The 25,491-nt window shown below is 66.5% G+C and carries 19 protein-coding genes and 1 pseudogene; 9 read left to right on the top strand and 11 right to left on the bottom strand.

Annotated features, from left to right (window positions below; genetic code table 11):
* Positions 1-191: 191 nt before the first annotated feature.
* Positions 192-2,849, top strand: coding sequence for a DUF4118 domain-containing protein (locus AOA14_RS04245; protein ID WP_062900900.1), 2,658 nt, complete (start codon positions 192-194; stop codon positions 2,847-2,849).
* A gap of 294 nt (positions 2,850-3,143) precedes the next feature.
* On the opposite strand, the pseudogene AOA14_RS04240 reads toward AOA14_RS04245, so the two are convergent.
* Positions 3,144-3,290 (bottom strand): annotated as a pseudogene (locus AOA14_RS04240) (IS110 family transposase); the annotation flags it as partial.
* Between the two features lie 414 nt (positions 3,291-3,704).
* On the opposite strand from AOA14_RS04240, the gene AOA14_RS04235 reads away from it, so the two are divergent.
* Positions 3,705-4,481: an SDR family NAD(P)-dependent oxidoreductase gene (locus AOA14_RS04235; protein ID WP_062900898.1), complete on the top strand. Its 777-nt coding sequence runs from the start codon at positions 3,705-3,707 to the stop codon at positions 4,479-4,481.
* Positions 4,478-5,269, top strand: coding sequence for an enoyl-CoA hydratase/isomerase family protein (locus AOA14_RS04230; RefSeq protein ID WP_062900897.1), 792 nt, complete (start codon positions 4,478-4,480; stop codon positions 5,267-5,269). Before AOA14_RS04235 ends, AOA14_RS04230 begins: the two co-directional genes overlap by 4 nt.
* 50 nt (positions 5,270-5,319) lie before the next feature.
* Here AOA14_RS04230 and AOA14_RS04225 read toward each other — a convergent pair whose 3' ends face one another.
* Complete coding sequence (locus tag AOA14_RS04225; protein ID WP_062900896.1) at positions 5,320-5,766, bottom strand: hypothetical protein; 447 nt, start codon at positions 5,764-5,766, stop codon at positions 5,320-5,322.
* A 623-nt stretch (positions 5,767-6,389) separates the two neighbouring features.
* Positions 6,390-7,541, bottom strand: a complete 1,152-nt coding sequence (gene ispG, locus AOA14_RS04220; protein WP_062900895.1) for a flavodoxin-dependent (E)-4-hydroxy-3-methylbut-2-enyl-diphosphate synthase — start codon at positions 7,539-7,541, stop codon at positions 6,390-6,392.
* A gap of 280 nt (positions 7,542-7,821) precedes the next feature.
* Here ispG and AOA14_RS04215 point away from each other — a divergent pair, with 280 nt between their 5' ends.
* Together AOA14_RS04215 and AOA14_RS04210 are read left to right on the top strand one after the other, a co-directional pair.
* Positions 7,822-8,577 (top strand): TorF family putative porin, encoded by a 756-nt coding sequence (locus tag AOA14_RS04215; RefSeq protein ID WP_062900894.1) that lies wholly within the window; start codon positions 7,822-7,824, stop codon positions 8,575-8,577.
* Positions 8,578-8,854: 277 nt separating this feature from the next.
* Positions 8,855-9,619, top strand: coding sequence for a TorF family putative porin (locus tag AOA14_RS04210; RefSeq protein WP_062900893.1), 765 nt, complete (start codon positions 8,855-8,857; stop codon positions 9,617-9,619).
* Positions 9,620-9,668: 49 nt separating this feature from the next.
* Here AOA14_RS04210 and AOA14_RS04205 read toward each other — a convergent pair whose 3' ends face one another.
* From AOA14_RS04205 to AOA14_RS04190, 4 genes are read right to left on the bottom strand one after another with little or no spacing between them, the layout of a single operon-like run.
* Positions 9,669-10,823, bottom strand: a complete 1,155-nt coding sequence (locus tag AOA14_RS04205; RefSeq protein WP_062900892.1) for an alpha-hydroxy acid oxidase — start codon at positions 10,821-10,823, stop codon at positions 9,669-9,671.
* Positions 10,820-12,058 (bottom strand): NAD(P)/FAD-dependent oxidoreductase, encoded by a 1,239-nt coding sequence (locus tag AOA14_RS04200; protein ID WP_062900891.1) that lies wholly within the window; start codon positions 12,056-12,058, stop codon positions 10,820-10,822. The genes AOA14_RS04205 and AOA14_RS04200 overlap by 4 nt, the downstream gene beginning before the upstream one ends.
* On the bottom strand, positions 12,058-13,704 hold the full coding sequence (locus tag AOA14_RS04195; protein WP_062900890.1) for an amidohydrolase: 1,647 nt from the start codon (positions 13,702-13,704) through the stop codon (positions 12,058-12,060). The genes AOA14_RS04200 and AOA14_RS04195 overlap by 1 nt, the downstream gene beginning before the upstream one ends.
* The gene (locus AOA14_RS04190) at positions 13,701-14,579 is read right to left on the bottom strand and encodes an NAD(P)-dependent oxidoreductase (RefSeq protein ID WP_238929724.1); all 879 of its coding nucleotides are present in this window, start codon (positions 14,577-14,579) and stop codon (positions 13,701-13,703) included. The genes AOA14_RS04195 and AOA14_RS04190 overlap by 4 nt, the downstream gene beginning before the upstream one ends.
* A gap of 59 nt (positions 14,580-14,638) precedes the next feature.
* Between AOA14_RS04190 and AOA14_RS04185 the strand changes: the two genes are divergently transcribed.
* The gene (locus AOA14_RS04185; RefSeq protein WP_062900888.1) at positions 14,639-15,889 is read left to right on the top strand and encodes a threonine ammonia-lyase; all 1,251 of its coding nucleotides are present in this window, start codon (positions 14,639-14,641) and stop codon (positions 15,887-15,889) included.
* A 172-nt stretch (positions 15,890-16,061) separates the two neighbouring features.
* Positions 16,062-16,460, top strand: a complete 399-nt coding sequence (locus AOA14_RS04180; protein ID WP_062900887.1) for an acyl-CoA thioesterase — start codon at positions 16,062-16,064, stop codon at positions 16,458-16,460.
* A 22-nt stretch (positions 16,461-16,482) separates the two neighbouring features.
* Here the strand turns inward: AOA14_RS04180 and AOA14_RS04175 are convergent, their stop codons facing one another.
* The 4 genes from AOA14_RS04175 to AOA14_RS04160 all read right to left on the bottom strand — a co-directional run bounded on the left by AOA14_RS04175 (position 16,483) and on the right by AOA14_RS04160 (position 21,864).
* Positions 16,483-18,318 carry a gamma-glutamyltransferase family protein gene (locus AOA14_RS04175; RefSeq protein ID WP_062900886.1) on the bottom strand — a complete coding sequence of 612 codons (1,836 nt, stop codon included), beginning with the start codon at positions 18,316-18,318 and terminating at the stop codon, positions 16,483-16,485.
* 76 nt (positions 18,319-18,394) lie between these two features.
* Positions 18,395-19,645, bottom strand: coding sequence for an N-succinylarginine dihydrolase (locus AOA14_RS04170; protein ID WP_062900885.1), 1,251 nt, complete (start codon positions 19,643-19,645; stop codon positions 18,395-18,397).
* A gap of 3 nt (positions 19,646-19,648) precedes the next feature.
* The gene (locus AOA14_RS04165) at positions 19,649-20,659 is read right to left on the bottom strand and encodes an arginine N-succinyltransferase (RefSeq protein WP_062900884.1); all 1,011 of its coding nucleotides are present in this window, start codon (positions 20,657-20,659) and stop codon (positions 19,649-19,651) included.
* Positions 20,656-21,864, bottom strand: a complete 1,209-nt coding sequence (locus tag AOA14_RS04160; protein WP_062902993.1) for a hydrolase — start codon at positions 21,862-21,864, stop codon at positions 20,656-20,658. The genes AOA14_RS04165 and AOA14_RS04160 overlap by 4 nt, the downstream gene beginning before the upstream one ends.
* Before the next feature lie 195 nt (positions 21,865-22,059).
* On the opposite strand from AOA14_RS04160, the gene AOA14_RS04155 reads away from it, so the two are divergent.
* Positions 22,060-23,232, top strand: coding sequence for a GGDEF domain-containing protein (locus AOA14_RS04155; RefSeq protein WP_062900883.1), 1,173 nt, complete (start codon positions 22,060-22,062; stop codon positions 23,230-23,232).
* A gap of 125 nt (positions 23,233-23,357) precedes the next feature.
* Positions 23,358-25,451, top strand: coding sequence for a malate synthase G (locus AOA14_RS04150; RefSeq protein WP_062900882.1), 2,094 nt, complete (start codon positions 23,358-23,360; stop codon positions 25,449-25,451).
* The last annotated feature ends 40 nt before the right edge of the window (positions 25,452-25,491 follow it).

Below are 25,491 nucleotides of genomic sequence, written 5' to 3'. Positions count from 1 at the left end.
CGAGCCACATCAGATCGGTCATCATAGGTCTCCGGCAAAGGGCGACTCCCGAGGGAGCCGGACTGAATGCGACGCCGCTACGCCCCTTCGCCGTAAAGTTTCGCGGTCGATTTTCGCCGGGCGCATAAGGATTCCATAAAGATCGCCGATTGTCGCTTGGCCCTGTGTCCGCGACCGGGGTAAGCGGGCGCATGGTATCGGCCACCAAGAGACCCTCACCCGAAGCCCTGTTGCGGCAGGCAAAGCGCGAGGCGCGCGGGCGGCTGAAGATTTTTCTCGGTGCGGCGCCGGGCGTGGGCAAAACCTATGCGATGCTCAGCGAAGGTGCCGCGTTGCGGCGCGACGGACAGGACGTCGTCGTCGCCGTGGTGGAAACGCACGGTCGGGCCGAGACCGAAGCACTGCTCGACGGGATGGAGGTCGTGCCGCGCCGCGAAGTCGCCTATCGCGGCCACCAACTGACCGAGATGGACATCGATGCCGTGCTCCGCCGCGCCCCGACACTCGCGCTGGTGGACGAATATGCCCATACCAATATGGACGGCAGCCGGCATCCCAAACGCTGGCAGGATGTCGAGGAACTGCTGAACGCCGGGATCGACGTCTATACGACGCTCAACGTCCAGCATGTCGAAAGCCTGAATGACGTCGTCGCAAGCTTTACCCGGGTGCGCGTTCGCGAGACGGTACCCGACAGCGTGTTCGAAGGAGCCGAAATCAAGCTCGTCGACCTACCGCCCGACGAACTGATCGACCGGCTGCGCGATGGCAAGGTCTATGTGCCGCACGAGGCAAGCCGTGCCCTCGGCCATTTCTTTTCGAAGGCGAACCTTTCGGCGCTGCGCGAAATGGCGCTCCGGCGAGCTGCTTTGAGCGTCGACCGGCAAATGTTGCACGATCTCGATGCGACGGGCGAAGCGGGCACCTTCGCGGCCGGCGAGCGGATCCTCGTCGCGATCAGCGAACAGCCAGGCAGCGATATGCTCGTGCGCACCGCAAAGCGCCTTGCCGACGGGCTGAACGCCCCATGGACGGCGGTGCATATCGAGACGGCACGAAGCGCGGCCTTCGACGACGATGCCCGGCGGCGGATAGCCGCGTCGCTCGCACTGGCCGCTACCCTCGGCGCGACGATCGCTACCGTTCCTGCGGAGAGCGTTATTGCCGGACTGCGCGGCCAGATCGAGGTGATGCGCGCGACCCAGCTTATCATCGGCAGGTCGCAGCGTAGCTGGTGGTTCGAACTTCGCCACGGTTCGGTCGTCGAGGCGCTGATCCACGACGCGGGCGACCTTGCCATCCACGTCATCCCGTCACCCCGCGAATCTCCTGCCACGCGCCGGGGTCTCGACTGGACACGCGGCTGGGGGCGCCCGTCGAGCTATGCGGTCGGACTGGGGCTCATCGCGCTGATGACGGGCGCCGCGCGTCTGGCCGAACCATGGATCGGGACCGGGGCGGTCGACCTGCTGTATCTCGTTCCGGTGATTGTCGCCGCGACGCTTTACGGCTTGCGTCCGGGGCTGTTCGCGAGCCTCGTTGCGGCGCTGGCGTTCAACTTCTTCTTCCTCGAGCCGCGGCATACCTTCACGATCGCCGATCCGCAGAGCGTCCTCACCATGTTGATCCTTACCGGCGTCGCCGCGGTGGTCAGCAATCTTGCCGGCCGGCTGCGGACGCGCGCGCGGATCGGGGTTCGCAGCGCGCAGGAAAATGCGTCGCTTGCCGCCTTCGCGCAGATGCTTGCGCGCGCCTCCGATCGCGAAACCACCGCTGCGGTAACCTGCGAGGAAGTGGCGCGCTTGCTGGGCGTACGCAGCATCATTCTGGCCGAGCAGGGCGGGCTGTTGCGACCGCTGGTCGCGCGGCCCGTCGATGCGGCGATCTCGCCGATCGATCAGGCGGCGGCCGAGTGGGCCTGGACGAGCGGCGAACCTGCGGGACGCGGGACGAATACGCTCGTTGCGTCCGACTGGCAGTTTCATCCGCTCAAGACCGGGCTCGGGGTTCTTGCGATCCTCGGCATCGCGAGCGAGGACGGCCGCGACCCGATTTCGCCCGACCGCGCCGCGCTGCTCGCCACGCTCGTGGGCCAGGCGGCGCTCGCGCACGAACGCTTGCATCTGGAGGACGAGATGCGCAGCCTGTCGGTCCTCGAGGAACGCGACCGCCTCCGCGCCGCGCTGCTCTCGTCGATCGGGCACGACCTGCGCACCCCGCTGACCGGCGTGACCGCCGCGATCGAGGCGCTGGCGAGCGAGCACCCCGGCGCGTCCGCGCTGCCGCTCGCGCGCGCGGAGGTGTCGCGATTGCGGCGTTTTCTCGACAATCTCGTCGAGTTGGTCCGCCTCGATTCAGGCGGTCTCAACCTGGATGTGGCGCCCGTCGATCTGACCGACGCCGTGGCGGCTGTGGTCCACGATCTGAAAGATCTGCTGCGCGGACATCATGTCGATTTCCAGGTTCCCGCGGGTCTTCCGCTTGTCCGGGTCGATGAGCGGCTGCTCCATCACATTCTGCTCAATCTGCTCGCCAATGCGATCCAGCATGGCGGCAGCGCCGGGCCCATCGCCATCATTGGCCGCCGAACGCCCGATGCCGTAGCCCTGACCGTGCGCGACCATGGCGGCGGTCTGGAACCGGGATCGGAAGGCACAATCTTCGACACATTCGAGCAAGGGAAGGGCGGCGACCGGCACGGCGGCAGCGGGCTGGGGCTTGCGATCGTCAAGGGCTTTGCCGACGCGCTCGGCATCGCCGTTTCGGCGAGCAATCATCCGGACGGGGGCGCAGCATTTACGCTGACCTTCCCGTCCGCCTTGATCGCGACCATTTCCGATACCGAATGATCGCATCAAGGCGCGCGGTCGCCATCGCTCATCCTATGCTGTTCTCTAATGGGTCAAGGTCTGGCTACTCGGTCCTGAGCGGATGATGCCTTTGGGTGCCTGCGTTCTCTGCGTGCTCAATATCGGCACTTGATGGGGTCAGCTGGGTGCGAGCGTGGCTTGGTTGAAACCGCAGTCGGTCGACGAGTCGGCCGCATGCTACAGCATAGGCGCCATCATCTGCTCCCTCCCTCGGGCGTTCGCTCCCGCTCGGGAGCTCGGTGCGGCCTCCTGTCTTTGTATTGGGGCCGAAGGTCAGGCCGGCTGGAACTCAGTGCCATTTCGGAGCATGGCGTGCATGATGATGGCGAGGCGCCGGGCGAGCGCGATCCGCGCCATGCGCATGGTCGAGCGCGCGGCAATTGCGAACGCCCAGTTCTTCAGCTTCAATTCGCCTTTGCAGTCCGCCGGTATGGCCGCATCCGGATATTCGTCCCAATGCTGATCCTTCATCACCGCCAAGGCGCGCGTCATTTCCCGTTCCCCATTCGCAAAAGCTGATGCGATAGTGGTGGGGGGCGCCTCATTGTAAAGTTGCGGATTTGGTATGCTAATTAAGGGTGGGGAGCAGAGGCCCTTTTTCCCCCGTCCGCCACGCTTGGCGGCCGCGACGGGGGAACAGGTTGTGTGTGCACAAAAAGAACAATAAGAGAACGAATATGGTCGGTCAACCCCCCGAGCGGCGTTTTTCCGTCAGCCAGGGGCGGAAGGGCTTGCCATCGCTCGCCGTTGACGTAAGCGTCAACTTAACTGACGGTGCGGCCCTGCCGCCGCCCGCGCATCGCCCGTCCGGCGGCCAGAACAAGGGAGAGAAATATGGCTAGCGAACCGAAATTCGACCTCAGCGGGCGCGTCGCACTGGTGACCGGGGCGTCGTCGGGGCTGGGCGCGGGCTTTGCAAAAGCGCTCGCCGCAGCAGGCGCGAAGGTGGTGCTCGCGGCACGCCGCGCCGACAAGCTTGCCGAACAGGTCGAGACGATCCGCGCAGCGGGAGGCGAAGCGGTCGCGGTCAGTATGGACGTTACTGACGAAGCATCGACCAAGGCCGCCTATGACGCCGCCGAGGCTGCGTTCGGCACCGTCGATACGATCGTCGCCAACGCCGGCGTCGCGACCGAGAAGGTGGCGCTCGGCCTGTCGGTCGAGGATGTCGATTTCCTCCTCGCCGCCAATGTCCGCGGGGTCTTCCTGACCGCAACCGAAGGCGCGCGCCGGCTCGAGGCGGCGGGCAGTCGCGACAAGGAAAATGGCCGCATCGTCATCATCGGGTCGATAACGGCGGAAAAGATCTTTCCGGCGACCTCGGTCTATGGCGCCACCAAGGCCGCGGTTCGCCACATGGGCAAGGCGCTTGCCCGCGAATGGGCGCGGCGCGGGATCAGCGTCAATGTCATCCAGCCGGGCTATTTCGAATCCGAAATGACCGCCGAACTGTTCGCGAGCGAGGCGGGTACCAAATTCGTCGCGAGCTTCCCGCGCCAGCGGCTGCGTCCGCCGAGCGACCTGCACACGCCGCTGCTGATGCTGTGCTCCGACGCGGCGCGCGGCATCACCGGTTCGGTGATCACCATCGACGACGGCCAGACGCTGTGAGCGGCGAACTGCTGATCGAGGCGCGCGGCCAGATCGAGATCGCAACGCTCAACCGGCCCGCGCGGCTCAACGCGCTGAGCGAGGGGCTCGTCGAGGAGCTGAACGATTATTTCGGCGGGCTGGCGGCGCGGCCCGACGTACGCGTCGTCATCCTGCGCGGGGCGGGGCGCGGATTTTGCGCCGGGCTCGATATTCAGGAGGACCGGTCGAGCGACGAGACGCCGGTGCTGCGCACACTGCGCACCCAGACGAGCATCGGCAATATCTATCGCAAGATGCGCGCCTGTCCGCAGCCGATCATCGCGCTGGGGCACGGCGCCGCGGCGGGAGGCGGGCTGTCGCTGATGCTTGCCGCCGACGTGCGCTATGCGGCGCCCGGCTTCCGGTGCAACGCCGCCTACATCCGCATCGGGCTCGGCGGCTGCGACATGGCATCGAGCTATTTCCTGCCGCGTCTCATCGGCGCCAGCCTGGCGTCGGAGATGATCCTGACCGGCCGCTTCATCGAAGCCGAGCGCGCGCTGTCGGCGGGACTGGTGAGCGAGATCGTCGCCGAGGACGAATTGCTGGACCGCGGCCTGGCGCTCGCCGAAGAAATGCTCGCGACCAGCCCCTGGGGACTGCGCCTGTCGAAGCAGGCACTCAACCTCAACATCGACGCCCAGAGCCTCGACGCCGCCATGGCAATCGAGGATCGTCAGCAGGTCATCCTCTCCGCAACCGAAGACCATAAGGAAGCGTTCGCCGCCTTCCTCGGCAAGCGGCCCCCGGCGTATCGCGAGCGGTGAGGGTGTCGGGGTAGACGGGAGGTTGGCAGCTAACGACCGATTGTGGGCGTTCAGCCAAACAACCGGCCGCACAGATACAGCGACAGTTCGCGAGCATGCTGTCCCCAATGGAAGAATTGAAGCCGGAAGGCGAAATGCGCGTCATTGAGACTGACATGGTCAGCAAGCCATAAGACCTCGCGCATATCTAACGTAAGGTCAGCCAAGTCATCGATTGCGTCAGCGACCATCAGCGCGTCGTCTAAAGATCCAGTCGGGTCCACTACCGGATAAGCGCCATAAGTTGGAAAACGTGCCGCTACATCGGCGTAGAGAGATGCGCCGTTTTGCCTCGGCGCGTCCACGTCAGCATCTGACACATCTCCAACTGGGGTCACGTGATAAGCTGCGACTAAGCCGTCCAGCGCAGCGAGGAGCGTTTTGTCGCCTGGCCGATCGCCATCCCATACGACACTTAAGAAGTGTTTGGCGGCGCTGATGGCTGGCGAACTGTTCATCGCGAGCAAGTCGCACGAGCGGACGGATGAGGCAATCGTTCACCGCCGGTGTGGATCGAATGACTGCCAACGACCGATTGCGGAACTTACACCCCAATGCGAAGAGGGTCCGCATGGACCTAATTCACGAAATGATCAGTCCGAACGGTGAGAGGAAGGTGCGCGTCTACAAACGGACGGATGGCTTTTTCGAGTATGAAGAGGTTTTGAAGCGTTCGATCAGATCGCCGGGACCTACTGGTCGTCCGGATATCAATCCGGGATGTTCGGCACAGAAGGCGCCGCGATGGCGGAGATTACTGCAACGAGGCCTTGGCTTCGGAGCGGCGCCTGACGACCGATTGCAGACATGTTTGGCCCCGGTAATGTCGATATGGAAATCTTGATCGTAGATCTTGCGCAAACGGCCATTGAGCATGTGGACGACTGCCATGGCCGCGCGGCAGCTTGGATCGTCGCAATTTTAAGCATTTCGGTCCTGATTAGCGTACCCGTTTCAATCGTGCTGTATCTCATAAACTAACGTCCGCTCCCACCCCAAAGCGGTCCCTGGTCGATGACGAAAGAAGAAAAGGCCGCCGGTCCTCTCTCATTCTGAAACCACTGCGTGCTTGTCGCCCAGGTTACGCCGCCTTGCCGTGAGTCACGTCCATGCTCACCGCGCTGCCGGCGTCGATCGCGGCGGCTTTGGCTTCGACCAGCTTGACGATGTGCGCGATCATGTCGGCGTCTTCGACATGGTGGTCGGTGACGCCCGAGAGATAGACCATATGCTTGCCGTTGCCGCCGCCGGTGATGCCGATGTCGGTTTCGCGCGCCTCGCCGGGGCCGTTGACGACGCAGCCCAATACTGAGAGCGACATCGGGGTCTTGATGTGCTGGAGCGCGTCTTCGAGCGCCTGCACCGTGCGGATGACGTCGAAGCCCTGGCGCGCGCAGCTGGGGCAGGAGACGACGCGGACGCCGCGGGTTCGTAGGCCGAGCGATTTCAGGATTTCATAGCCGACGCGCACTTCCTCTTCGGGTTCGGCCGACAGGCTGACGCGGATCGTGTCGCCGATCCCCGCCCAGAGGAGGTTGCCGATGCCAAGCGCCGATTTGACGGTGCCGCCGATCAGCCCGCCGGCTTCGGTGATGCCAAGGTGGAGCGGACAGTCGACCGCTTCGGCGAGCTGCATATAGGAGGCTACGGCGAGGAAGACGTCGCTCGCCTTTACCGCGACCTTATATTCGTGGAAGTCATGGTCCTGAAGCAGCTTGATATGGTCGAGCGCGCTTTCGACCAGCGCCTCGGGGCAGGGTTCGCCATATTTTTCGAGCAGATCCTTTTCGAGACTGCCTGCGTTGACGCCGATGCGGATGGCGCAGCCGTTCGCCTTGGCGGCGCGGACGACCTCCCCGACGCGCTCCGACGAACCGATATTGCCGGGGTTGATGCGTAGGCAGGCGGCACCCGCGTCGGCGGCCTCAAGCGCACGCTTATAGTGGAAATGAATGTCGGCGATTACGGGCACGCGCGCGGCGCGGACGATCTTGCCGAGCGCGGCGGTGCTGTCGGTATCGGGGCAGGAGACGCGGATCAGGTCGGCGCCTGCATCCTCGCAGCGGCGGATCTGGTCGATGGTCGCGACGGGATCGCTCGTCGGCGAGTTGGTCATCGTCTGCACCGTGATCGGGGCGCCGCCGCCGACAGGGACGTTGCCGACCATGATCTGACGGCAGTCGCGCCGCGCAATGTCGCGCCAAGGGCGCAGGCCGGGATTGTGATCGCTCATGAATCGGGTCCGGTGAGGAGAGGGAGGATGGCCTCCTTTAGCCGCCCGCGCCCGCCTTGGCAAAGCCTGTGGGCGGTGGCCGCGCTTGTGGCGGGAAAGACACAGCGTGGCGGCGAATGTAACATTTGTGCAGTTTTCAATTGTGCGCTGCCGCATATTGCGCGATTTTCGGCGCGTTCCTGACCACGCGCCGGCCGCAAGAGCATCGGGAGAGGATCGGGCGGGGACCGCAGGATGGACGGTTTCGGTTCAATATCGATGAGAGGGGGGGGCTCACCCAATGAAATTTCTTACCAAGGCGTGCTTTTGCATGCTGCTCGCGACATCGGCGATGGCGACGCCAGCCATGGCGCAGGACGCGACCGACGCGCCGAGCGGTCCGATCACCGTGTCGGGCGGGGTCGATCTGGTGTCCGACTATCGTTTCCGCGGCATTTCGCTGTCGAACGAAAAGGTCGAGGTCCAGCCGACGATCACACTGACCCACGAGAGCGGATTTTATGCAGGCGTCTGGGGGTCTGGCCTGCCGAAGACCGATGAATATGGCAAGGTCGAGGTCGACCTCTATGCGGGCTGGGGCGGCGAAGTCGCGCCCGGCACGTCGGTGGATATCGGCGCGACCTATTACTGGTATCCCGATGGCAAGGATGCCTTCGGTCCGGTCGACTATGTCGAAATCATCGGCAAGATGTCGCACGACATCGGACCCGTGTCCGCTACGGGGACCGTTGCCTATGCGCCCAGCCAGAAGTCGCTCGGCAGCGATGACAATATTTATCTGAACTTCGGCCTGTCGTCGGGGATTCCGAATACGCCGGTCACGGTCGACGCGTCGCTCGGCTACACCAGCGGTTCGCTCGGCGCGTTGGCGCCCGGCGGCGACTATCTCGACTGGACGGTCGGCGCCACGGTTACGGCGGGCATCTTCAACCTGGGCGTCCATTATGTCGATACCGACATCAAGAAGACCGGGATCAAGGAAGTCGATACGCTGTATGACCCGACCGTCGTCTTCAAGGTCGGCGTCGCCTTCTGATAGCGCGGCCAGATCGAGCCGACGATAAAGCGCGGGCGCCGACCGAGGGTTGGCGCCCGTTTGCGTAATATTGTTTCCGTTGAAACCGGATATGCGCAACGACCTGTTGCATAAAAGTCGCAATCCGCGCCTTATTGTGCCCGATGCGGCTTTTTTGTTTGTGCGCCGCAGCAAATTGTCGGAGAGAGGCGCCACGTACGGCCGACCGGAGCAAAGACTTCGGCTGTCTTGCGGCAGGCAGGGACGATCCATTTTACCTTGTTAAGGGGATCAACCCATGAAGACTCTCTCCCGCGCGTGCCTGGGCCTTGCCCTTGCGGCTTCCGCTCTTCCCGCCACCGCTTTCGCCCAGAACGAAGCACCCTCCGATCCGATCACCATTTCGGGCAGCGTGACGCTGGTATCCGACTATCGCTTCCGCGGTTTCACCCAGAACAGCGAAGACCCGGCCATCCAGGGCGGCATCACCGTGACCCACGAAAGCGGCTTTTACGTCGGCACCTGGGGATCGAGCGTCAGCTTTGCCGGTAACACCGAGGTCGACCTGTTCGCGGGTTACAGCAAGGATGTCGGCGGTGTGACGGTCGACGGCGGTCTGCTGTACTATCTCTGTCCGCAGCACGGCGGATCGGGCGCCGACTTCTTCGAACCCTATCTGAACCTGTCGACCGATGTCGGGCCGGTGAATGCGAAGGTCGGCGTCAACTATGCGTGGAAGCAGTCGGCGCTCGGCAATCTGCAGGACCCAAGCCGCGCGCCCGGTGCCAAATCGTCGGCCTTCTATCTGCACGGCGAACTCGCCGCCGACATTCCGGGCACGCCCCTGGCGCTGAACGCCCATGCGGGCCAAGCATGGAGCGACGCCTTCCCCGGCGGTTTCGACGGCAAGGTATTCGACTGGTCGGTCGGTGCGACGGCTTCGTACAAGATGCTGACCTTCGGCGTCAGCTATGTGAATACCGACGAGCCCAAGGCCGGCGGTTACAAGGATGCGATCGGCGCCGACGGCGCGGTGGTCTTTTCGCTCGGCGCGTCTTTCTGATGCCGGGCAGGGGCGGCCTTCGGGGGGAGGCCGCCCCCTCCTTCTTCTTCTATTCGGAATGCCGGCGCAGATTGCCGCGCCCAAGGTCGGCGAGGCTTTTCGCGCCCATCAGCTTCATGCCGCGCTCCATCTCGGCGCGGAGCAGCGCCACCGCGCGCGCCACCCCTACTTCGCCCGCCGCGGCGAGCGCATAGAGATAGAGCCGGCCGCCCGAGCAGGCTTTCGCCCCGACCGACAGCGCCTTGAGCACATGCGTCCCGCGGGTGATGCCGCCGTCGCAGATGACCTCCACCCGGTCGCCGACCGCATCGACGATCGCCGCCAGCGCGTCGAAGGGCGCGATGCTGCCGTCGAGCTGCCGCCCGCCATGGTTCGACACCATGATCGCGGTCGCGCCGATGTCGGCGGCGCGCCGCGCATCCTCGACCGCGACGATGCCCTTCAGGCAGAAGGGACCGTCCCACGCCTTGCGGATCGCCTCGGCGCGTTTCCAGTCGAGGCTCTGGTCGAGCATGGTGGTGAAATATTCGGCGACCGACTTGGGCACGCTCGACCCTTCGGACACGTGGGTCGCAAGGTTGGGCAGGCTGAATTTTTCGCGCAAGACATAGTTGAGACCCCAGCCGGGCTTGATCGCATAGCTCAGCATGTTCGATGCGGTGAAGCGCGGCGGCGAGGTAAAGCCCGAGCGCAGGCAGCGTTCGCGGTTGCCGCCGACGATCGTATCGACGGTGAGCGCGACGGCATCGAACTTCGCCGCGCGCGCGGCCTCGAGCATCGCATGGTTGAGCCCTTCGTCCTTGTGGACATAGAGCTGGAACAGCTTGGGGCCGTCGGTCAGCGCGCCCGCTTCGGCGAGGCCGATCGTCGCGAGGCTCGATATGCCGGCGACGGTCCCCGCATCGGCGGCAGCGCGCAACACCGCGCGCTCGCCCTGCCAGTGGAACAGGCGCTGGAGCGCGGTGGGTGACAGGAAAAGCGGCATCGCGACCTCGCGGCCGAAGAGCGTCGTCTTCATGTCGATCGATTCGACGCCGGCCAGCACGCGCGGGATGAGGTCGCACCGGTCGAAGGCGGCGCGGTTGCGGCGGCGCGTCACCTCATCATCCGCGGCGCCGTCGATATAGTCGAATACCGGCCAGGGCAGCCGCCGCTTCGCCAGCGCGCGGAAATCGTCGATATTGTGGCAGTCGGTCAGCTTCATGTCGTGGTCGCTCCAGTCAGGCGGGCGAGCGCCCAGCGCGGTTCGATCGCGCGCGCGGGGTCGGCGATGTGCGCCGCGATACGCGCGCCGATGGCCGGGGCGAGCGCGAAGGCACGCCCCGTCGCGCCGCCGGCGAGCCAGGCGCGTGCGTGGCTGGGCAGGCGGTCGAGCAGCAATTCGCCGCTGATCGTGCGGCAGTCGTGCGCGGCGGCGCTCGCGACGACCGGAGCCTCGGCCAGATGCGGGACGCGGCCCGCGAGCCACTGGCGCACCGCGGCCAGCGCGGCATCGTCGGCGCGGCGGTCGAAGCTGTCGGGATCGACCGTTGCATCGGGGGCGGTTTTCCACACGCGCACCCCGCGCCCCTCGATGTCGGGGAGCAGGGTGAAGCCGTAGGCGCGGTCGACCAGCGCGGGCATCGCGGGCGGGCGATACTGGACATCGCCCTGACCGGGGCCGACGTGAAAAAGCTGGTAGCGCACCGCCGACAGCCGTGCGGGCGTCAATATCTGCGGAAAAAGCTCGGTCAGCCACGCGCCGGTCGCATAGACGATGCTGCGGGCGGTACCGCCGTCGGGCAGGATATAAAGGTCGCGCTTCTTGTCGAACAGCGGCGCGGGCATGACGACGTCTTCTACATCGACCTGTGCGTCGAGGATGGTTTCGAGAATGGAGCGGCGGCCGGCGATAAGCGCGGCCTTGTCGGCGACAAGAGCCGCTTCCTCGTCGCGCCAGCCGATCGCGCCGAAGCGGCTGCGCAGCTTGTGCCCGGTCGCGCGGTCGGTCCCCGGCGGCTCGTCGGCGCCGTCGGTCGTCAGCAGTGTGGTGATCGCGGCGCACGGCGTCACGATCGGCAGGCTGGCGCTGTCAGACAGGCGCTGCCACAGCGGCAGGCTGTCGTGCGCGAGGTCGGCGTAGAGCGCGTCGCCTCCCTGTGCGGGATCGTACAGCATGGTCGGGAGGTTCGAAGCAGCGCGGCCGTTACCGGCGCCATAGGCATCGAACAGCCGGACATCGAGGCCCTGACGGACGAGATGCCACGCGGTCCATGCCCCGACCGCGCCGGCGCCGACGACCGCGACATCGACATGCTTGTCGGGCGATTTGACGCCCTTGCGCCGTTTCGATGCGCGCGGCTGCGGCGGATCCTTGCGCTTCGGTTCTTTCGTCGCCGCGCCGAGCGCCAGCGCGGCGGGCGCCGCGGCGAGCGCGCCGAGCAGACGCCGCCGATCCATCAGCCGCCCTTTTTGTAGTAGCGGTAGCCGCCGATCCAGGTTTCGAGCGGCACCATCTTGCGGATGTCCTCGGGGCTGGCGAGCAGCAGATCGGTGTCGACAATCAGGAAGTCGGCGCGCATGCCGGGCATCAGCGTGCCGAGCCGGTCCTCGGCGAAGGCGGCATAGGCGGCGCTGCGCGTGAAGCCGTCGAGCGCGGTCTCGCGCGATACCGCTTCTTCGGGATGCCAGCCGCCGAACGGCTGACCCTGTGCATCGGTGCGCGAGATGGCGGCGGCGATGCCGGGGAAGGGGTTGGCGCTTTCGACCGGCACGTCCGACCCGAAGGCGAGGCGGACGCCGGCATTTTCCATGCTGCGCCACGCATAAGCGCCCTTCAGCCGGTCGGGCCCGAGGCGGGCTTCGGCCATCAGCCGGTCCGACGGCTGGTGGATCGGCTGCATCGACGCGATGACGCCGAGCTTGGCGAAACGCGGGATGTCGGCGGGATCGACGATCTGCGCATGTTCGATCCGCCAGCGCCGTTCGCCGGGCAGATCGGCAGTGAGATCGGTGATTGCGTCGAGCGCCTCGGCATTTGCGGCATCGCCGATGGCGTGGATCGCGACCTGAAACTTGTCCATCGAGGCGCGGACCATCTTGTTGCGCAATTGCGCCGGGGTCAGCAGCGGCAGGCCCTTCTGGCCCGGCGCGTCGGCATAGGGCGCCTTAAGCCACGCGCCGCGAGACCCGAGCGCGCCGTCGAGATAGAGCTTCACCCCCACCATGCGCAGCTTGTCGTCATAGAGCCACGGGGTCGGCCCCGGACCCGCGATCAACGCCATATTGTCAATGTCGCCGCCGTAGCTGAGGATACGGATCGCGAGCTGGTGCTTGTCGCCCGCGCGGCGATAGGCCTGCCATTCCTGGATCGTCGTGCCCATGTCGGCGATCGCGGTGATCCCCTGGGCGAGCAATTGCTGCTGCGCGGCGAGGAAGGCGCGGTCGAGATCGCGCGCCAGCGGCTTGGGCTTGGCGCTGTCGATCAGTGCGACCGCGGCATCGACGAAGACGCCGGCGGGCTTGCCGTCCGTCATCTCGATCCGGCCGCCCTCGGGCGCCTTGGTCGCGGCGGTGATCTTTGCTGCCGTCATCGCAGCGCTGTTGGCCCATCCGGCATGGCCGTCGACGCGTTCGAGCCAGACCGGCCGGTCGGGGACAACCGCGTCGAGATCGGCGGCGGTCGGGAAGCGGCCCAATCCCCATTTTTCCTGATTCCACCCGCGCCCGATAATCCACGGCAGTTCGGGGTTTTCGTCGGCATATTTCTTGATCGCCGCCTGCGCCTCGGCCAGCGAGCGCGTGTCCGAGAGGTCGAGCAGCATGAGCGACAGACCCAGGCCCATCAGATGGCCGTGCGCGTCGATCATGCCGGGGATCAGCGTCCGGCCCTTGCCGTCTTCCTTGAAATCGGGGCGTTCGGGGCGCTTGTCCTTGCGGTCGAGGAGCTGCTTCACCTTGCCGTCGGTGCCGATCACCATGCCGGTGAATCGCACGACCTTGCCGTCCTTGTCGAGCGTGATGCCGTTGACATTGTCGACGAGCGTATCGGCCTGCGCGGGTGCAGCGAGGAGTAAGGCGATGACGGTTAGGGCTAGGCGCTTCATTTCGGCAACCTCGTCACGAGCGAGCTGGTGTCCAGGCGGCCGCCGCCTGCGCCCTGCACCTCGGCATAAAATTGATCAACCAGCGCCGCGACGGGAAGCGTCGCCCCGTTGACGCGGGCTTCGTCGAGCGCGAGGCCCAGATCCTTGCGCATCCAGTCGACCGCAAAGCCGAAATCATATTCGTCCTTCGCCATCGTGCCCCAGCGGTTGAGCATCTGCCAGCTTGCCGCGGCTCCGCCCGACACTGCCTCGAACACCTTGTCGGTGTCGAGGTCCGACGCCTGGGCGAAGCGCAGCGCTTCGGAGAGGCCCTGAAGAACGCCGGCGATCGCGATCTGGTTGACCATCTTGGTCGTCTGGCCCGCGCCCGGTCCGCCAATATGCACGATGCGCGCGGCATAGGCGCGCATCAGGGGCTCGGCGGCGGCGAAGGCGGCGACGCTGGCGCCGCACATGATCGACAGCGCCCCATTTTGCGCACCCGCCTGACCGCCCGAGACCGGCGCATCGACGCACCGCAGGCCGCGCGCATCGGCCTCTTCGGCCAGGCGCCGGGCGATTCGGGCGGAGACGGTCGTGTGATCGACGAAGACCGCGCCGGACTTCATCGCGCCGAAAGCCCCGTCGTCGCCGAGCGTCACCGCCGCGAGATCGTCGTCGTTGCCGACGCAGGCGAACACCGCATCGGCGCCCGCGGCGGCGGCGGCGGGGCTGTCCGCTGCCTGACCGCCATAATCCGCCGCCCAGGCGTCCGCCTTGGCGCGGGTGCGGTTATAGACGGTGACGGCATGACCGGCCTTGACGAGATGGCCGGCCATCGGGCCGCCCATGATGCCGGTGCCGATGAAGGCGATGCGCAATTTTTCTTCGCTCATGCCGCGGTCCATAACCATGGTTTGCGCGCGGCGCCAGATAGGGTAAGGGGCTTGCCGCTATGACCGATCAATCCATCCTGACCGCCGCCGCCGATTTTCCGGCGATAAACCTCGACGATGTGCGGGCGGCGGCGGGACGAATTGATGGCGCGGTTGTCCGCACCCCGACGCTGAAGTCGCAGACGCTGTCCGAGCTGGTCGGTGCCGAGGTGTGGCTGAAATTCGAAAATCTTCAATTCACCGCAGCCTACAAGGAACGCGGTGCGCTCAACGCCCTGCTGCTGCTCAGCGAAGAGGCGAAGGCGCGCGGCGTGATCGCGGCGTCGGCGGGCAATCATGCACAGGGACTTGCCTATCATGGCAAGCGGCTCGGCGTGCCCGTCACCATCGTCATGCCGAGCACGACGCCGCAGGTGAAAGTGTCGCAGACCGCGAGTCACGGCGCGCAGATCGTGTTGTTCGGCGAAAAATTCGACGATGCCTACGCCCATGCACGCGAGCTCGAGGCGGAACGCGGGCTGACCTTCGTTCACCCCTTCGACCATCCGCACGTCGCGGCGGGGCAGGGGACGGTCGCGCTCGAAATGCTCGAGGATGTGCCCGAACTCGACACGCTGATCGTGCCGATCGGCGGCGGCGGTCTGCTCGCCGGCATGGGCACCGCGGCGCGCGGGATCAAGAATGACATGCGGCTCGTCGGCGTGCAGGCCGAACTTTACCCGTCGATGTATGCCGAGCTGAACGGCGTCGACATGGCGTGCGAGGGCGATACGCTCGCCGAGGGCATCGCGGTCAAGGAGCCGGGAAGCTATACGCGCAAGCTGGTCGCCGCACTCAACGACGATATCGTGCTCGTCGCCGAACGCCATCTGGAGCGCGCGGTCAGCCTGCTGCTCCAGATCGAGAAGACGGTGGTCGAAGGCGCGGGCGCCGCGGGCCTCGCGGCGATGCTCGCGCATCCCGAGGAATTCGCCGGGCGCAAGGTCGGCCTGGTGCTGACGGGCGGCAATATCGACACGCGCCTGCTCGCGAATGTGCTGCTGCGCGACCTTGCGCGATCGGGCCGGATCGCGCGGCTGCGCATCCGGTTGCAGGACCGCCCCGGCGCACTGTTCAAGGTGATGGAGGTGTTCAACGAAAAGCAGGTGAACATCATCGAAATCTATCACCAGCGCATCTTCACGACGCTGCCCGCCAAGGGCCTGATCACCGACATCGAATGCGAGGCGCGCGACAAGGAGCATCTCGACAGCCTCGTCTCGGCGCTGCGCGATGCGGGCTATATGGTCACGACGGTGGAGCTGGCCTGATTTTTCCCCTCTCGCAAGCGGGAGGGGCGGCGAGGCTTGGCAGCTTGCTGCCTAGCCGCAGCGAGGTGGGCCAGCCACACCGCGTTCTTGCCCACCCCGTTGCGACTAGCGGACAAGTTCGCAAGTCTCACTGCCCCTCCCGCTTGCGGGAGGGGATTGCTATGGTGCCGCGATGAAAGAATTCACCCTCGCCCTTATCGCCACGCCCGACGCCATCGACGAGCTGGGCCATGTCAACAATGCGGTCTGGGTCCAGTGGATCCAGCAGGTTGCGACGGGGCATTGGGACGCCGCGGCGCCGCAGAGCCACAAGGATGCCTATATCTGGGTCGTGGTGCGGCACGAGATCGACTATCTGCGCGCGCTCGGCCCCGGCGAGACGGTGACCGCGCGGACCTGGGTCGCCGACAAGCCGCAGGGCGCGAAGTTCGACCGCTTCATGGAATTCACCGGCGCGGATGGCACGGTGCATGTCCGCGCGCGCACCGTCTGGGCCCTGCTCGACAAGGCGAGCGGCCGCCCGCTGCGCGTCACCGACGCGATCGTCGCCCCCTTTCAGGCCGACCGGTGAGGCGCCCGGCGTTACCGCGCGGTCAGTAGGCGAGGGCGCAGCCGTCGGCGCGCATCTCGCTCGCCGCGGCATAGACGCGCGTGTCGCCGTCCATGCGATGTTCGACGCACTGGTAGCGGCCGAAGCCGCCGTCGGGATTGCCGATCGTCCAGCCGAGCGCCGCAAGCTGGGCCCGCGTCGCGGCGGGAACGCCGCTTTCGAGCCGCAGAAGTCCCTTGGGGCCGAGCCCCGACGCATCCTCGCCCATCGATTGCGACGATCCTTCATGATGCCAGCGCGGCGAATCGCCGGCGGCCTGGATTTCAAGGCCGTAGTCGATGCGGTTGACCATGATCTGCGTCTGCCCCTGCGGTTGCATGTCGCCGCCCATCACCCCGAAGCTCATCCACGGCGTGTCGCCATGCGCGGCGAAACCGGGGATGATCGTCTGGAACGGGCGCTTGCCGGGGGCATAGATATTCGGGTGGCCGTCTTGCAGGCTGAACAACTGGCCGCGATCCTGGAACATGAAGCCCAGCCCGTCGGCGACAAGCCCCGACCCCATGCCGCGGAAGTTCGACTGGATCATCGACACCATCATGCCGTCCTTGTCGGCGACGCTGAAATAGGTGGTGTCGCCATGGCTCGGCGCCTGCCCCGGATGGACCGGGGTCAGGATGCGGTCGGGGCGGATCAGCCGGGCGCGCTCGGCCGCATAGTCCTTCGAGATCAGCCATTCGACCGGCACGTTCGAAAAATGCGGGTCGGCGTAGTAGCGCGCGCGATCCTCATAGGCGAGGCGCTTTGCCTCGGCCTGAAGATGGATCGACAGCGCCGACTGGAACCCCGCGCCCTTCAGGTCGAAATTTTCGAGGATGTTGAGCATCTGCAGCGTCGCGATGCCCTGCGTGTTGGCGCCGAGTGCATAGACGTCGGTGCCGCGGTAGGATGTGCGGTGCGGCTCGATCCATTCGGAGCGGTGCGCGGCCAGATCCTCGCGGCGCAGCCAGCCCCCGATGCGCCGGAAATAGGCGTCGATCGTCCGCGCAATCTCGCCATCGTAAAAGACGTCGCGGCCGCCCTCGGCGATCAGGCGGAAGGTGCGCGCAAGGTCGGGGTTGCGGAACACCTGTCCCGCTTGCGGCCCCTTGCCGTCGGCCATGCCATAGGTGCGCAGCGCATTGTCGACCTCTTCGATCCCGCGCCCCGGCTGGCGAAAACCGGCGAGGCTGCGGCGGATATAATAAGCGATCATGTCGGGGACCGGCGCGCCCGCCTCGGCATGGGCGATGACCGGTTCGAAAAGCTCCTTCCACGGCAGCTTGCCGTAGCGCTGGTGCATCGTCCACCAGGCGTCGACCGTCCCCGGCACCGACACCGCGATCGCGCCATAAGCCGGGATCGCGCCGCCCGTCGCGCGCGACCGCACGGTGGCGAGGTCAAGCGCGCGGGGGCTTTTGCCCGACCCCGCCAGCCCGACGACCTTCTTTGCCTTCGGATCCCAGATCATCGCATAGGCGTCGCCGCCGATGCCATTGGCGGTGGGTTCGAGCAAGCCGAGGCAGGCGTTGGTCGCGATGGCGGCGTCGACCGCCGACCCGCCGCGTTTCAGCATGTCGATCCCCGCCTGCGTCGCGAGGGGATGCGCGGTGCCGACCGCGCCGCTGAGGCCGTAAGCGGCGGTACGCGAGGCGAAGCTCGCACCGACCGGCCGGTCGCCGGCATGCACGTCGGGTCGCAGGAAGCGTTCGCTGTCCTTGTCCCACGCGGGAGGCAGCGCCGGATCGCCTTTTGGCGCCGGCTTCGCGGACTGGGCAAGCCCGGCGGTCGGTAACAGGGCGACGGCGGGGGCGGCAGCAAGAAGCGTGCGACGGCGCATGGCGATGTCCTTTGGAATTTTCTGTCGTCCCTTTGTTGCGCCATGCGGCAGGCTTGGCAAGGGGCGTGGAGACTCCCTACTCGAGTTCGGTAAGGTCGAGCGCCGCGAGCAGCTGGCCACGGGCGCGGCGGACGTCGGCGGTGAGCGCGGGTGAAGCGAGGTCGCCGGGTGCGATCGCTTCGGGCCAGTGCGCCGCGACGACGGCGGCGATCCGGTCGAGCTTGGCTTCGTCGGCCATGAACCGCGGATCGACGGTCGCCGGATCGGCGACGACGCGCAGGCGCAGGCAGGCGGGGCCGCCGCCATTGGCCATCGACTGGCGCACGTCGACCGGAAACAGCCGCCGGATCGGACCGTTGCCCGCGACATGCGCCTCGAGCCAGGTCCACACGCTCGGCGTTTCGCGCGCTTCGGTGGGGAGGATCAGCCCCATGCCGCCGTCGTTCGGCAGGCTGACGAGCTGCGCGTTGAACAGATAGGATTTGATCGCATCGGGCAGGCTGACTGCGCTCGCTGGGACTTCGACGATCTCGACCTCGGGAAAGGCCGCGCGGATCTGGGCATGCGCCGCCGCGCGGTCCTCGAAAGCGGTTTCGTGCGTGAACAGCACGCGCTCGTTGGCGACGGCGACCACGTCGTTGTGAAAGGCGCCGCCCTGGATCGCGGTGTCCGATTGCCGGATGAACAGCGTCCGGTCGGGATCGAGCCGGTGGTGGCGCGCGATCGCTTTCGAGGCGTCGAGATGCTGGCGCGCCGGGAAGCGTCCGCCGCCGACGCCATAGACGAAAATCTCGACCCCCGGCTGGTCATGGCCGGCGCACAGCCGCATGTGATTGGCGGCGCCCTCGTCGCCGAACGGCACGGGGACCGGACCGTGGACGGCGAAGGCCGAGTGCGCGAAGGCGAGCCGGAGCTGGGCGAGCGTGCCCTGCCACTCATGGCTGCGGTGCGGCATGGTGACGAGATTGGCGACGGTCAGATGGCATTTGCCGTCGCCGCTGTCGGGCGCGGGCGAGACGGTGGCGGCATTGGCGGCCCACATCGACGAGGCCGACCAGGCCTGCGCGCGCAGATGCGCCTCGGCGCTGTCGAGATCGGTCGCCAGCGCCGCGAGCCACGCCGCATCGGGGCGGTCGAGCGGCGCGAAAAAGCCCTGCGGCAGCCCGAGCGCGAGGTTGTGGCGCATCTTGTCGATGCCCTGCAGCGCCGCGGCGCGCGGTTGCGACACGTCGCCGGCATTGCTGGCGGAAGCCATGTTGCCGCGGCTGAGGCCAGCATAATTATGCGTCGGGCCGATGATGCCGTCGAAGTTGATTTCGGTGATCATGGCTCAGCGCCCGATCCAACTGATGGTATCGCCGGTGCCGATCTGCAGCAGCCGCGCCGTCTCGGCATCGATGCTGCCGCCCTCGCCGACCTTGCCGAAGCAGCAGCGGAAATCGGCAAGGCGGCCCGTCGCGATCAGCGCGTCCGCGCCATCGTCCAACCGGTCGGCGACCCGCGTCACCTCGACATGCTGCGCGTCGCGGATGCTCGACACCTGATCGGTGCGCGCGGTCATCGTCGGGCCGCCGTCGAAGATGTCGATGTAATTTTCGAAGGCGAAGCCCTCATTCTCGAGCATCCGCATGGCGGCGCGGCCAGTGGGATGGGGAACGCCGATCACGCTGCGCGCGGTTTCGGGCAGCATTGCGATATAGACCGGATGCTTGGGCATCAGGTCGGCAATGAACTGGTTGCCGTGAACGGCATTGAACTGGTCGGCTTCCTGAAAGCTCATGCCGAAGAATTTGCCGGCGACGCCGTCCCAGAAGGGCGATCCGCCCGCTTCGTCGATCACCCCGCGCAACTCGGCCAGGATGCGGTCGCCGAAGCGCGCGCGGTGCCGCGCGATGAACAGATAGCGCGAGCGTGCGAGCAACAGGCCAAGCCCGCCGGCGCGCGCCGCGGGATGGAGGAACAGGCCGCCGACCTCGCTCGACCCGTTGAGATCGTTGCTGAGCATGAGCACCTGCGCGTGGAAGGTCCGCCCCAATTGCTCGCTGTGCTTGCTGTCGGTGCCGATGCGATAGCTGTAGAAGGGCCAGCGCTGGCCGACCTGGCCGAAAATCTGGCAGGTGCCGCGCACCTCGCCCGTTTCGGTGTCCTCGAGCATCATCAGGTAAAGCTCGTCGGACGGATACTCGCGGTCGCTGGCGAAGCTGGCCTCGGCGCGATCGAGCTTGGCGCGCAGCGCCTTGCGGTCGGGCGGCAGATTGGTGAAGCCGCCCCCCGTCAGTTTCGCCATTTCGTAGATGCTTTGCAGGTCGCTCGGTTTCGCCGAGCGGATCACATAGCTCACACAGTCCCCCGTTCCGCTATTTTCGTTAGGGTCAGCGCTGACAGCTGCGCGCGTTCAGCGAGACTGTCGACGATCAGAAATTCGTCCGACGAATGGATGGCGCCGCCGCGCGGGCCCATCGTGTCGACGACGGGAATGCCGCAGGCGGCGATATTGTTGCCGTCGCACACGCCGCCGGTCGCGTTCCAGCCGATCGACAGGCCCAGCGCCGCGCCGCAGTCGCGGACCAGTTCGAAGAGACGCGTCGCCGCGGCATCGAGCGGCTTGGGCGGACGGTTGAAGCCGCCGTAGAGATGGCAATGGACGTCGTGGTCGCGCTGGATCGCGGCGATGGCGTCGCGCAGCGCCGCTTCGGCGGCGGCCATCGCGTCGGGGGTCATCGGCCGCATGTTGACGCGCAGGATCGCCTGATCTGGGACAACATTATTGGGGCCGCCCCCGTCGATCTTCGCGGGATTGACCTTGAGGTCGGGAGATTTCAGCGCATTGAGGCGGAGTGCGAGGTCGGCGGCGGCGACGAGCGCGTTGCGGCCGTCCTCCGGGTTGCGTCCGGCGTGCGCCGAGCGGCCGTGGATCAGCACGGAGAAATTGCCACTGCCCGGGCGCGCGCCGGCGAGCGTGCCGTCGGGCAGTGCGGGTTCGTAGGTAAGCGCCGCGGTCTTGCCGCGCGCCAGTTCGGCGATCAGCGCGGCGGAGGCGTGGCTGCCCGTTTCCTCGTCGCTGTTGATCATCACGTCATAGCCGACGCGCTCGGCCAACGGCGACGCCTCGAGCGCCGACAGCGCGGCAAGGATGACGGCGATGCCACCCTTCATGTCGGCGGTGCCGGGGCCGTTGAGCACGCCCGGCTCCAGCCATTTGAGCGACTGGAAAGGGTGATCGGCGGCGAACACCGTGTCCATATGGCCGGTCAGCAGCAGCTGGACCGGCGCCTCGGGGCGCACGCGAAGATGGAGATGCGCGCCGCGCTCGATCGTCTGGACGCGGCCCGCGGCATCGACGCTTTCGACAGGATCTGGCGCGACGAGACACAGGGTGCCGGGGAGCGCCGAAAAGGCGTCGGCGAGCAGGCCGGCGACGGTCTTCAGCCCGGCAAGATTACCGGTGCCGCTGTTGACCGCGGCCCAGCGTTCGACCTGCGCCAGCATCGGCGCATCGGCCGCACGCTCCAGCGTGGCGGTTTCGCTTGGCTTCAGGATGGTCATGCGCAGCCTATAGCCGCCCGCGCCCGGCTTTGGCACCCCCGGCGCGAAACAATCTTTCACGCGATACGGTAAATCACTGACATCGCTGGACGAGGCAGGCGATGTCGCGCGCGAAAGCGTCCGAATCGCAACGCGTTAACCGAAACTTCGTCTGCCGGGGCATAGGGCCTTGGCATCGCGCCAACGAGTGGGTCCATGACAGCCGCCTTCGTCCTCGTCATCAACATGTGCATCGCCGGGATTTTCGCGGTGGCATTCGGCGTGATCGCGGCGACCAACCGAATGGCGCGCGGCGCCGCCTTCATGGCGGCGGGCTATGCGCTGGGCATCGTCGATGTCGCGCTGGAATTCCTGCTGCCCTTCCAGACCGATCCCACGCCGGTGGCGGTCAGCATCTTTGTCGTATTCCTGCTCGCGCTCAGTTTCTGCCTCATCGGCATCTCGCGCCACTATCGCGTGCCGACGCCGCGCGGCGCGATGATCGCGATCTGGGCGAGTGCGCTGCTGTTGGCGCCCTTTGCCTTTTCGCTGCCTTACGGGTCACCCGCGCGCGGCATGATCTATCAATTTTCCTATTGCCTGATGCAGGGGCTGGCGGGGGTCGTCATCCTGCGGTCGGGACGGCGCCAGGCGCTCGACCTGCTGCTGATGGGGATGCAGTTCGTCGCGGCGCTGCTGTACCTGGTGAAACCCGCAATCGGCATGCTGGTTGGAACCGCCGCGGCGCCGCAGGCCTATATGGCGACAACCTATGCCGCGATTTCGCAGTCGATGGGCGCGGTGACGCTGGTCGCGGTGGCAATGGTGCTGCTGCTCGTGATGATCCGCGATGCGACCGCCGAGATGACCGCGCGGTCCGAAACCGACCCACTGTCGAGCGCGCTCAACCGGCGCGGCTTCGAACTGCATGGGGAATCGGCGCTGGCGGGCGGTACACGCGGCGTTCTCGTCGCCGCGGACCTCGATCATTTCAAGCAGATCAACGACAATTACGGCCATGCGGCGGGCGACGGCGTGATCGCCCATTTTGCCGCTCTGTTGCAGGACGCGGCGCCCGAGGGGGCTATCGTCGGACGCGTCGGCGGCGAGGAATTTGCGGTGCTGCTGCCCGATGCGCTGCTGTCCGACGGTCGGCTCTATGCCGAAACGGTGCGCGGCCGCTTTGCGGCGCAGCGGCTTCCGGTGCTCGGCGTCGATCGCTGTTTCACCGCGTCGTTCGGCGTCGCGCAGGCGGGGCGCGGCGACACGCTGCATGACCTGCTCCACCGCGCCGACGCCGCGCTTTACAGCGCCAAGGCCGGGGGACGGAACCTTGTGCGTGTGGCGCTCGGCGAATTGCCGCCGCTGCCCGCCATAGGCGCTGCCTGACGCGGCCCTATGGCGCGATTGGGGCGCGAAGGGCGGTTGCCATCGCGCCCCAATCGCGCCATAGGGCGGCGGCCCTTTCCTCCCCGGGTCCATCCGCGCAATCGCGCTGACCAAAGGGTGCTTGAATGATTGATTTCCTCGACCGCAGCGGCCTGTCCGTCGATTCGCGTCTCGTCTCCTTCCTCGAGGAAAAGGCGATTCCGGGAACCGGCGTCGATACCGCCAAATTCTGGTCGGATTTAGCAACGTTGCTCGGCACCTTCGCGCCCGAAAATGCCGCGCTGCTCGCGAAGCGTGAGGATTTGCAGGCACAGATCGACGCTTGGCATCGGGCTCGCGAGGGGCAGGCGCATGACGCCGCAGCCTATCAGGATTTTCTGCGCGAAATCGGCTATCTCGTCCCCGAACCCGCGCCGTTCGCGGTCGGCACTGTCAATGTCGATCCCGAAATCGCGACGATGGCGGGGCCGCAGCTCGTCGTGCCGGCGCTCAATGCGCGCTTCGCATTGAACGCCGCCAACGCGCGCTGGGGAAGCCTTTACGATGCGCTGTACGGCACCGACGCGCTCGATGCGCCGCCGGCCAAGCCCGGCGGCTACGACCCTGAACGCGGCGCGGCGGTGATCGCGCGGGCAAAGGCGTTTCTCGACGAAGCCGCGCCCTTGGCGTCGGGAAGCTGGGCCGACTGGCAGGGCGGCGATCCGGTGCTGGGCGATCCGTCGCAGCTTGTCGGGCGCCGGCCGGGCGGGCTGCTGCTCCGCCACAACGGGCTGCACATCGAACTCGTGATCGATTCGAAGAGTCCGATCGGCGGCGGCGACCCCGCCGGCATCGCCGACGTCGTGCTCGAGGCCGCGCTGACGACGATCATCGATCTTGAAGACAGCGTCGCGGCGGTCGATGGCGAGGACAAGACGCTGGGCTACACCAACTGGCTCGGCCTGATGCGCGGCGACCTCACCGAAAGCTTCGACAAGGGCGGCAAGACGATGACGCGCCGCATGGCGGACGACCGCGAATGGACCGCGCCCGACGGCACGCCCTTCACGCTGCACGGGCGCAGCGTGATGTTCGTGCGCAATGTCGGCCATCTGATGACGACGCCGATGATCCGTCTCCCCGATGGATCGGAAGCGCCCGAGGGGCTGTGCGACGCGGTCATCACGAGCCTGTGCTCGCTGCACGATCTGAAGGGGCTCGGCAGCCGGACCAACAGCCGGGCGGGCAGCATCTATATCGTCAAGCCCAAGCAGCATGGGCCAGAGGAATGCGGCTTCACCGACCGGCTGTTCGACGCGGTCGAGGATATGCTCGGCCTCGCGCGTCACACGATCAAGGTCGGCGTGATGGACGAGGAGCGCCGCACCAGCGCGAACCTTGCCGCCTGCATCGCGGCGGTGAAGGACCGGATCGTCTTCATCAACACCGGCTTCCTCGACCGCACCGGCGACGAGATCCATACCAGCATGCGCGCGGGGCCGATGATCCCGAAGGGCGAGATGAAGGCCTCGGACTGGATCGCCGCTTATGAGGACCGCAACGTCCGCATCGGGCTGGCCTGTGGGCTTTCGGGCAAGGCGCAGATCGGCAAGGGCATGTGGGCGATGCCCGACCTGATGCGCGGCATGCTCGACGCGAAGATCGGCCATCCGAAATCGGGCGCGAACACCGCCTGGGTGCCGTCGCCGACCGCCGCGACGCTGCATGCGCTGCATTATCATATGGTCGACGTGTTCGCGCGGCAGAAGGACATTGCGGGCGAGGCCGTGCCGTCGCTCGACCGGCTGCTGGCGATCCCGGTCGCGACCGGGCGCAACTGGAGCGAGGCCGAGGTCGCGCGCGAACTCGACAATAATTGCCAAGGCATTCTGGGCTATGTCGTGCGCTGGATCGACCAGGGCGTCGGCTGTTCGAAGGTGCCCGACATCGACGACGTCGGCCTGATGGAAGACCGCGCGACCTTGCGCATTTCGAGCCAGGCGCTCGCCAACTGGCTGCTCCACGGTGTCTGCACCGCCGAACAGGTCGATGCGGCGCTCGCGCGGATGGCGGCGAAGGTCGATGCGCAGAATGCGGGTGATCCGCTGTACGAAAAGCTGACGCCAGAGGGCATCGCCTATCAGGCCGCGCGGGCGCTGATCTTCGAAGGCGTGACGCAGCCGTCGGGCTATACCGAGCCGCTGCTGCACAAATACCGGCTGGCGAAAAAGGCTGCGTAACGGCAGCGCCGCACCGAAAAGCCGCAGCGGTTGAATTGCC

Origin of the sequence: Sphingopyxis terrae subsp. terrae NBRC 15098, assembly GCF_001610975.1 — a bacterium.
GTDB lineage: Bacteria > Pseudomonadota > Alphaproteobacteria > Sphingomonadales > Sphingomonadaceae > Sphingopyxis > Sphingopyxis terrae_A.
Note: the sequence above shows the minus strand (reverse complement) of the source record. Positions and strands in the feature narration are given on the sequence as shown.

What these genes read in the sequence shown, in the direction of transcription:
- AOA14_RS04235 (WP_062900898.1), top strand. Translation starts at nt 3,705, where the DNA reads ATGGCTAGCGAACCGAAATTCGACCTCAGCGGGCGCGTCGCACTGGTG.
- AOA14_RS04175 (WP_062900886.1), bottom strand. Translation starts at nt 18,318, where the DNA reads ATGCGCCGTCGCACGCTTCTTGCTGCCGCCCCCGCCGTCGCCCTGTTA.
- AOA14_RS04215 (WP_062900894.1), top strand. Translation starts at nt 7,822, where the DNA reads ATGAAATTTCTTACCAAGGCGTGCTTTTGCATGCTGCTCGCGACATCG.
- AOA14_RS04150 (WP_062900882.1), top strand. Translation starts at nt 23,358, where the DNA reads ATGATTGATTTCCTCGACCGCAGCGGCCTGTCCGTCGATTCGCGTCTC.
- AOA14_RS04185 (WP_062900888.1), top strand. Translation starts at nt 14,639, where the DNA reads ATGACCGATCAATCCATCCTGACCGCCGCCGCCGATTTTCCGGCGATA.
- AOA14_RS04190 (WP_238929724.1), bottom strand. Translation starts at nt 14,579, where the DNA reads ATGAGCGAAGAAAAATTGCGCATCGCCTTCATCGGCACCGGCATCATG.
- AOA14_RS04170 (WP_062900885.1), bottom strand. Translation starts at nt 19,645, where the DNA reads ATGATCACCGAAATCAACTTCGACGGCATCATCGGCCCGACGCATAAT.
- AOA14_RS04225 (WP_062900896.1), bottom strand. Translation starts at nt 5,766, where the DNA reads ATGAACAGTTCGCCAGCCATCAGCGCCGCCAAACACTTCTTAAGTGTC.
- AOA14_RS04195 (WP_062900890.1), bottom strand. Translation starts at nt 13,704, where the DNA reads ATGAAGCGCCTAGCCCTAACCGTCATCGCCTTACTCCTCGCTGCACCC.
- AOA14_RS04210 (WP_062900893.1), top strand. Translation starts at nt 8,855, where the DNA reads ATGAAGACTCTCTCCCGCGCGTGCCTGGGCCTTGCCCTTGCGGCTTCC.
- AOA14_RS04180 (WP_062900887.1), top strand. Translation starts at nt 16,062, where the DNA reads ATGAAAGAATTCACCCTCGCCCTTATCGCCACGCCCGACGCCATCGAC.
- ispG (WP_062900895.1), bottom strand. Translation starts at nt 7,541, where the DNA reads ATGAGCGATCACAATCCCGGCCTGCGCCCTTGGCGCGACATTGCGCGG.
- AOA14_RS04160 (WP_062902993.1), bottom strand. Translation starts at nt 21,864, where the DNA reads ATGACCATCCTGAAGCCAAGCGAAACCGCCACGCTGGAGCGTGCGGCC.
- AOA14_RS04155 (WP_062900883.1), top strand. Translation starts at nt 22,060, where the DNA reads ATGACAGCCGCCTTCGTCCTCGTCATCAACATGTGCATCGCCGGGATT.
- AOA14_RS04200 (WP_062900891.1), bottom strand. Translation starts at nt 12,058, where the DNA reads ATGGATCGGCGGCGTCTGCTCGGCGCGCTCGCCGCGGCGCCCGCCGCG.
- AOA14_RS04205 (WP_062900892.1), bottom strand. Translation starts at nt 10,823, where the DNA reads ATGAAGCTGACCGACTGCCACAATATCGACGATTTCCGCGCGCTGGCG.
- AOA14_RS04245 (WP_062900900.1), top strand. Translation starts at nt 192, where the DNA reads ATGGTATCGGCCACCAAGAGACCCTCACCCGAAGCCCTGTTGCGGCAG.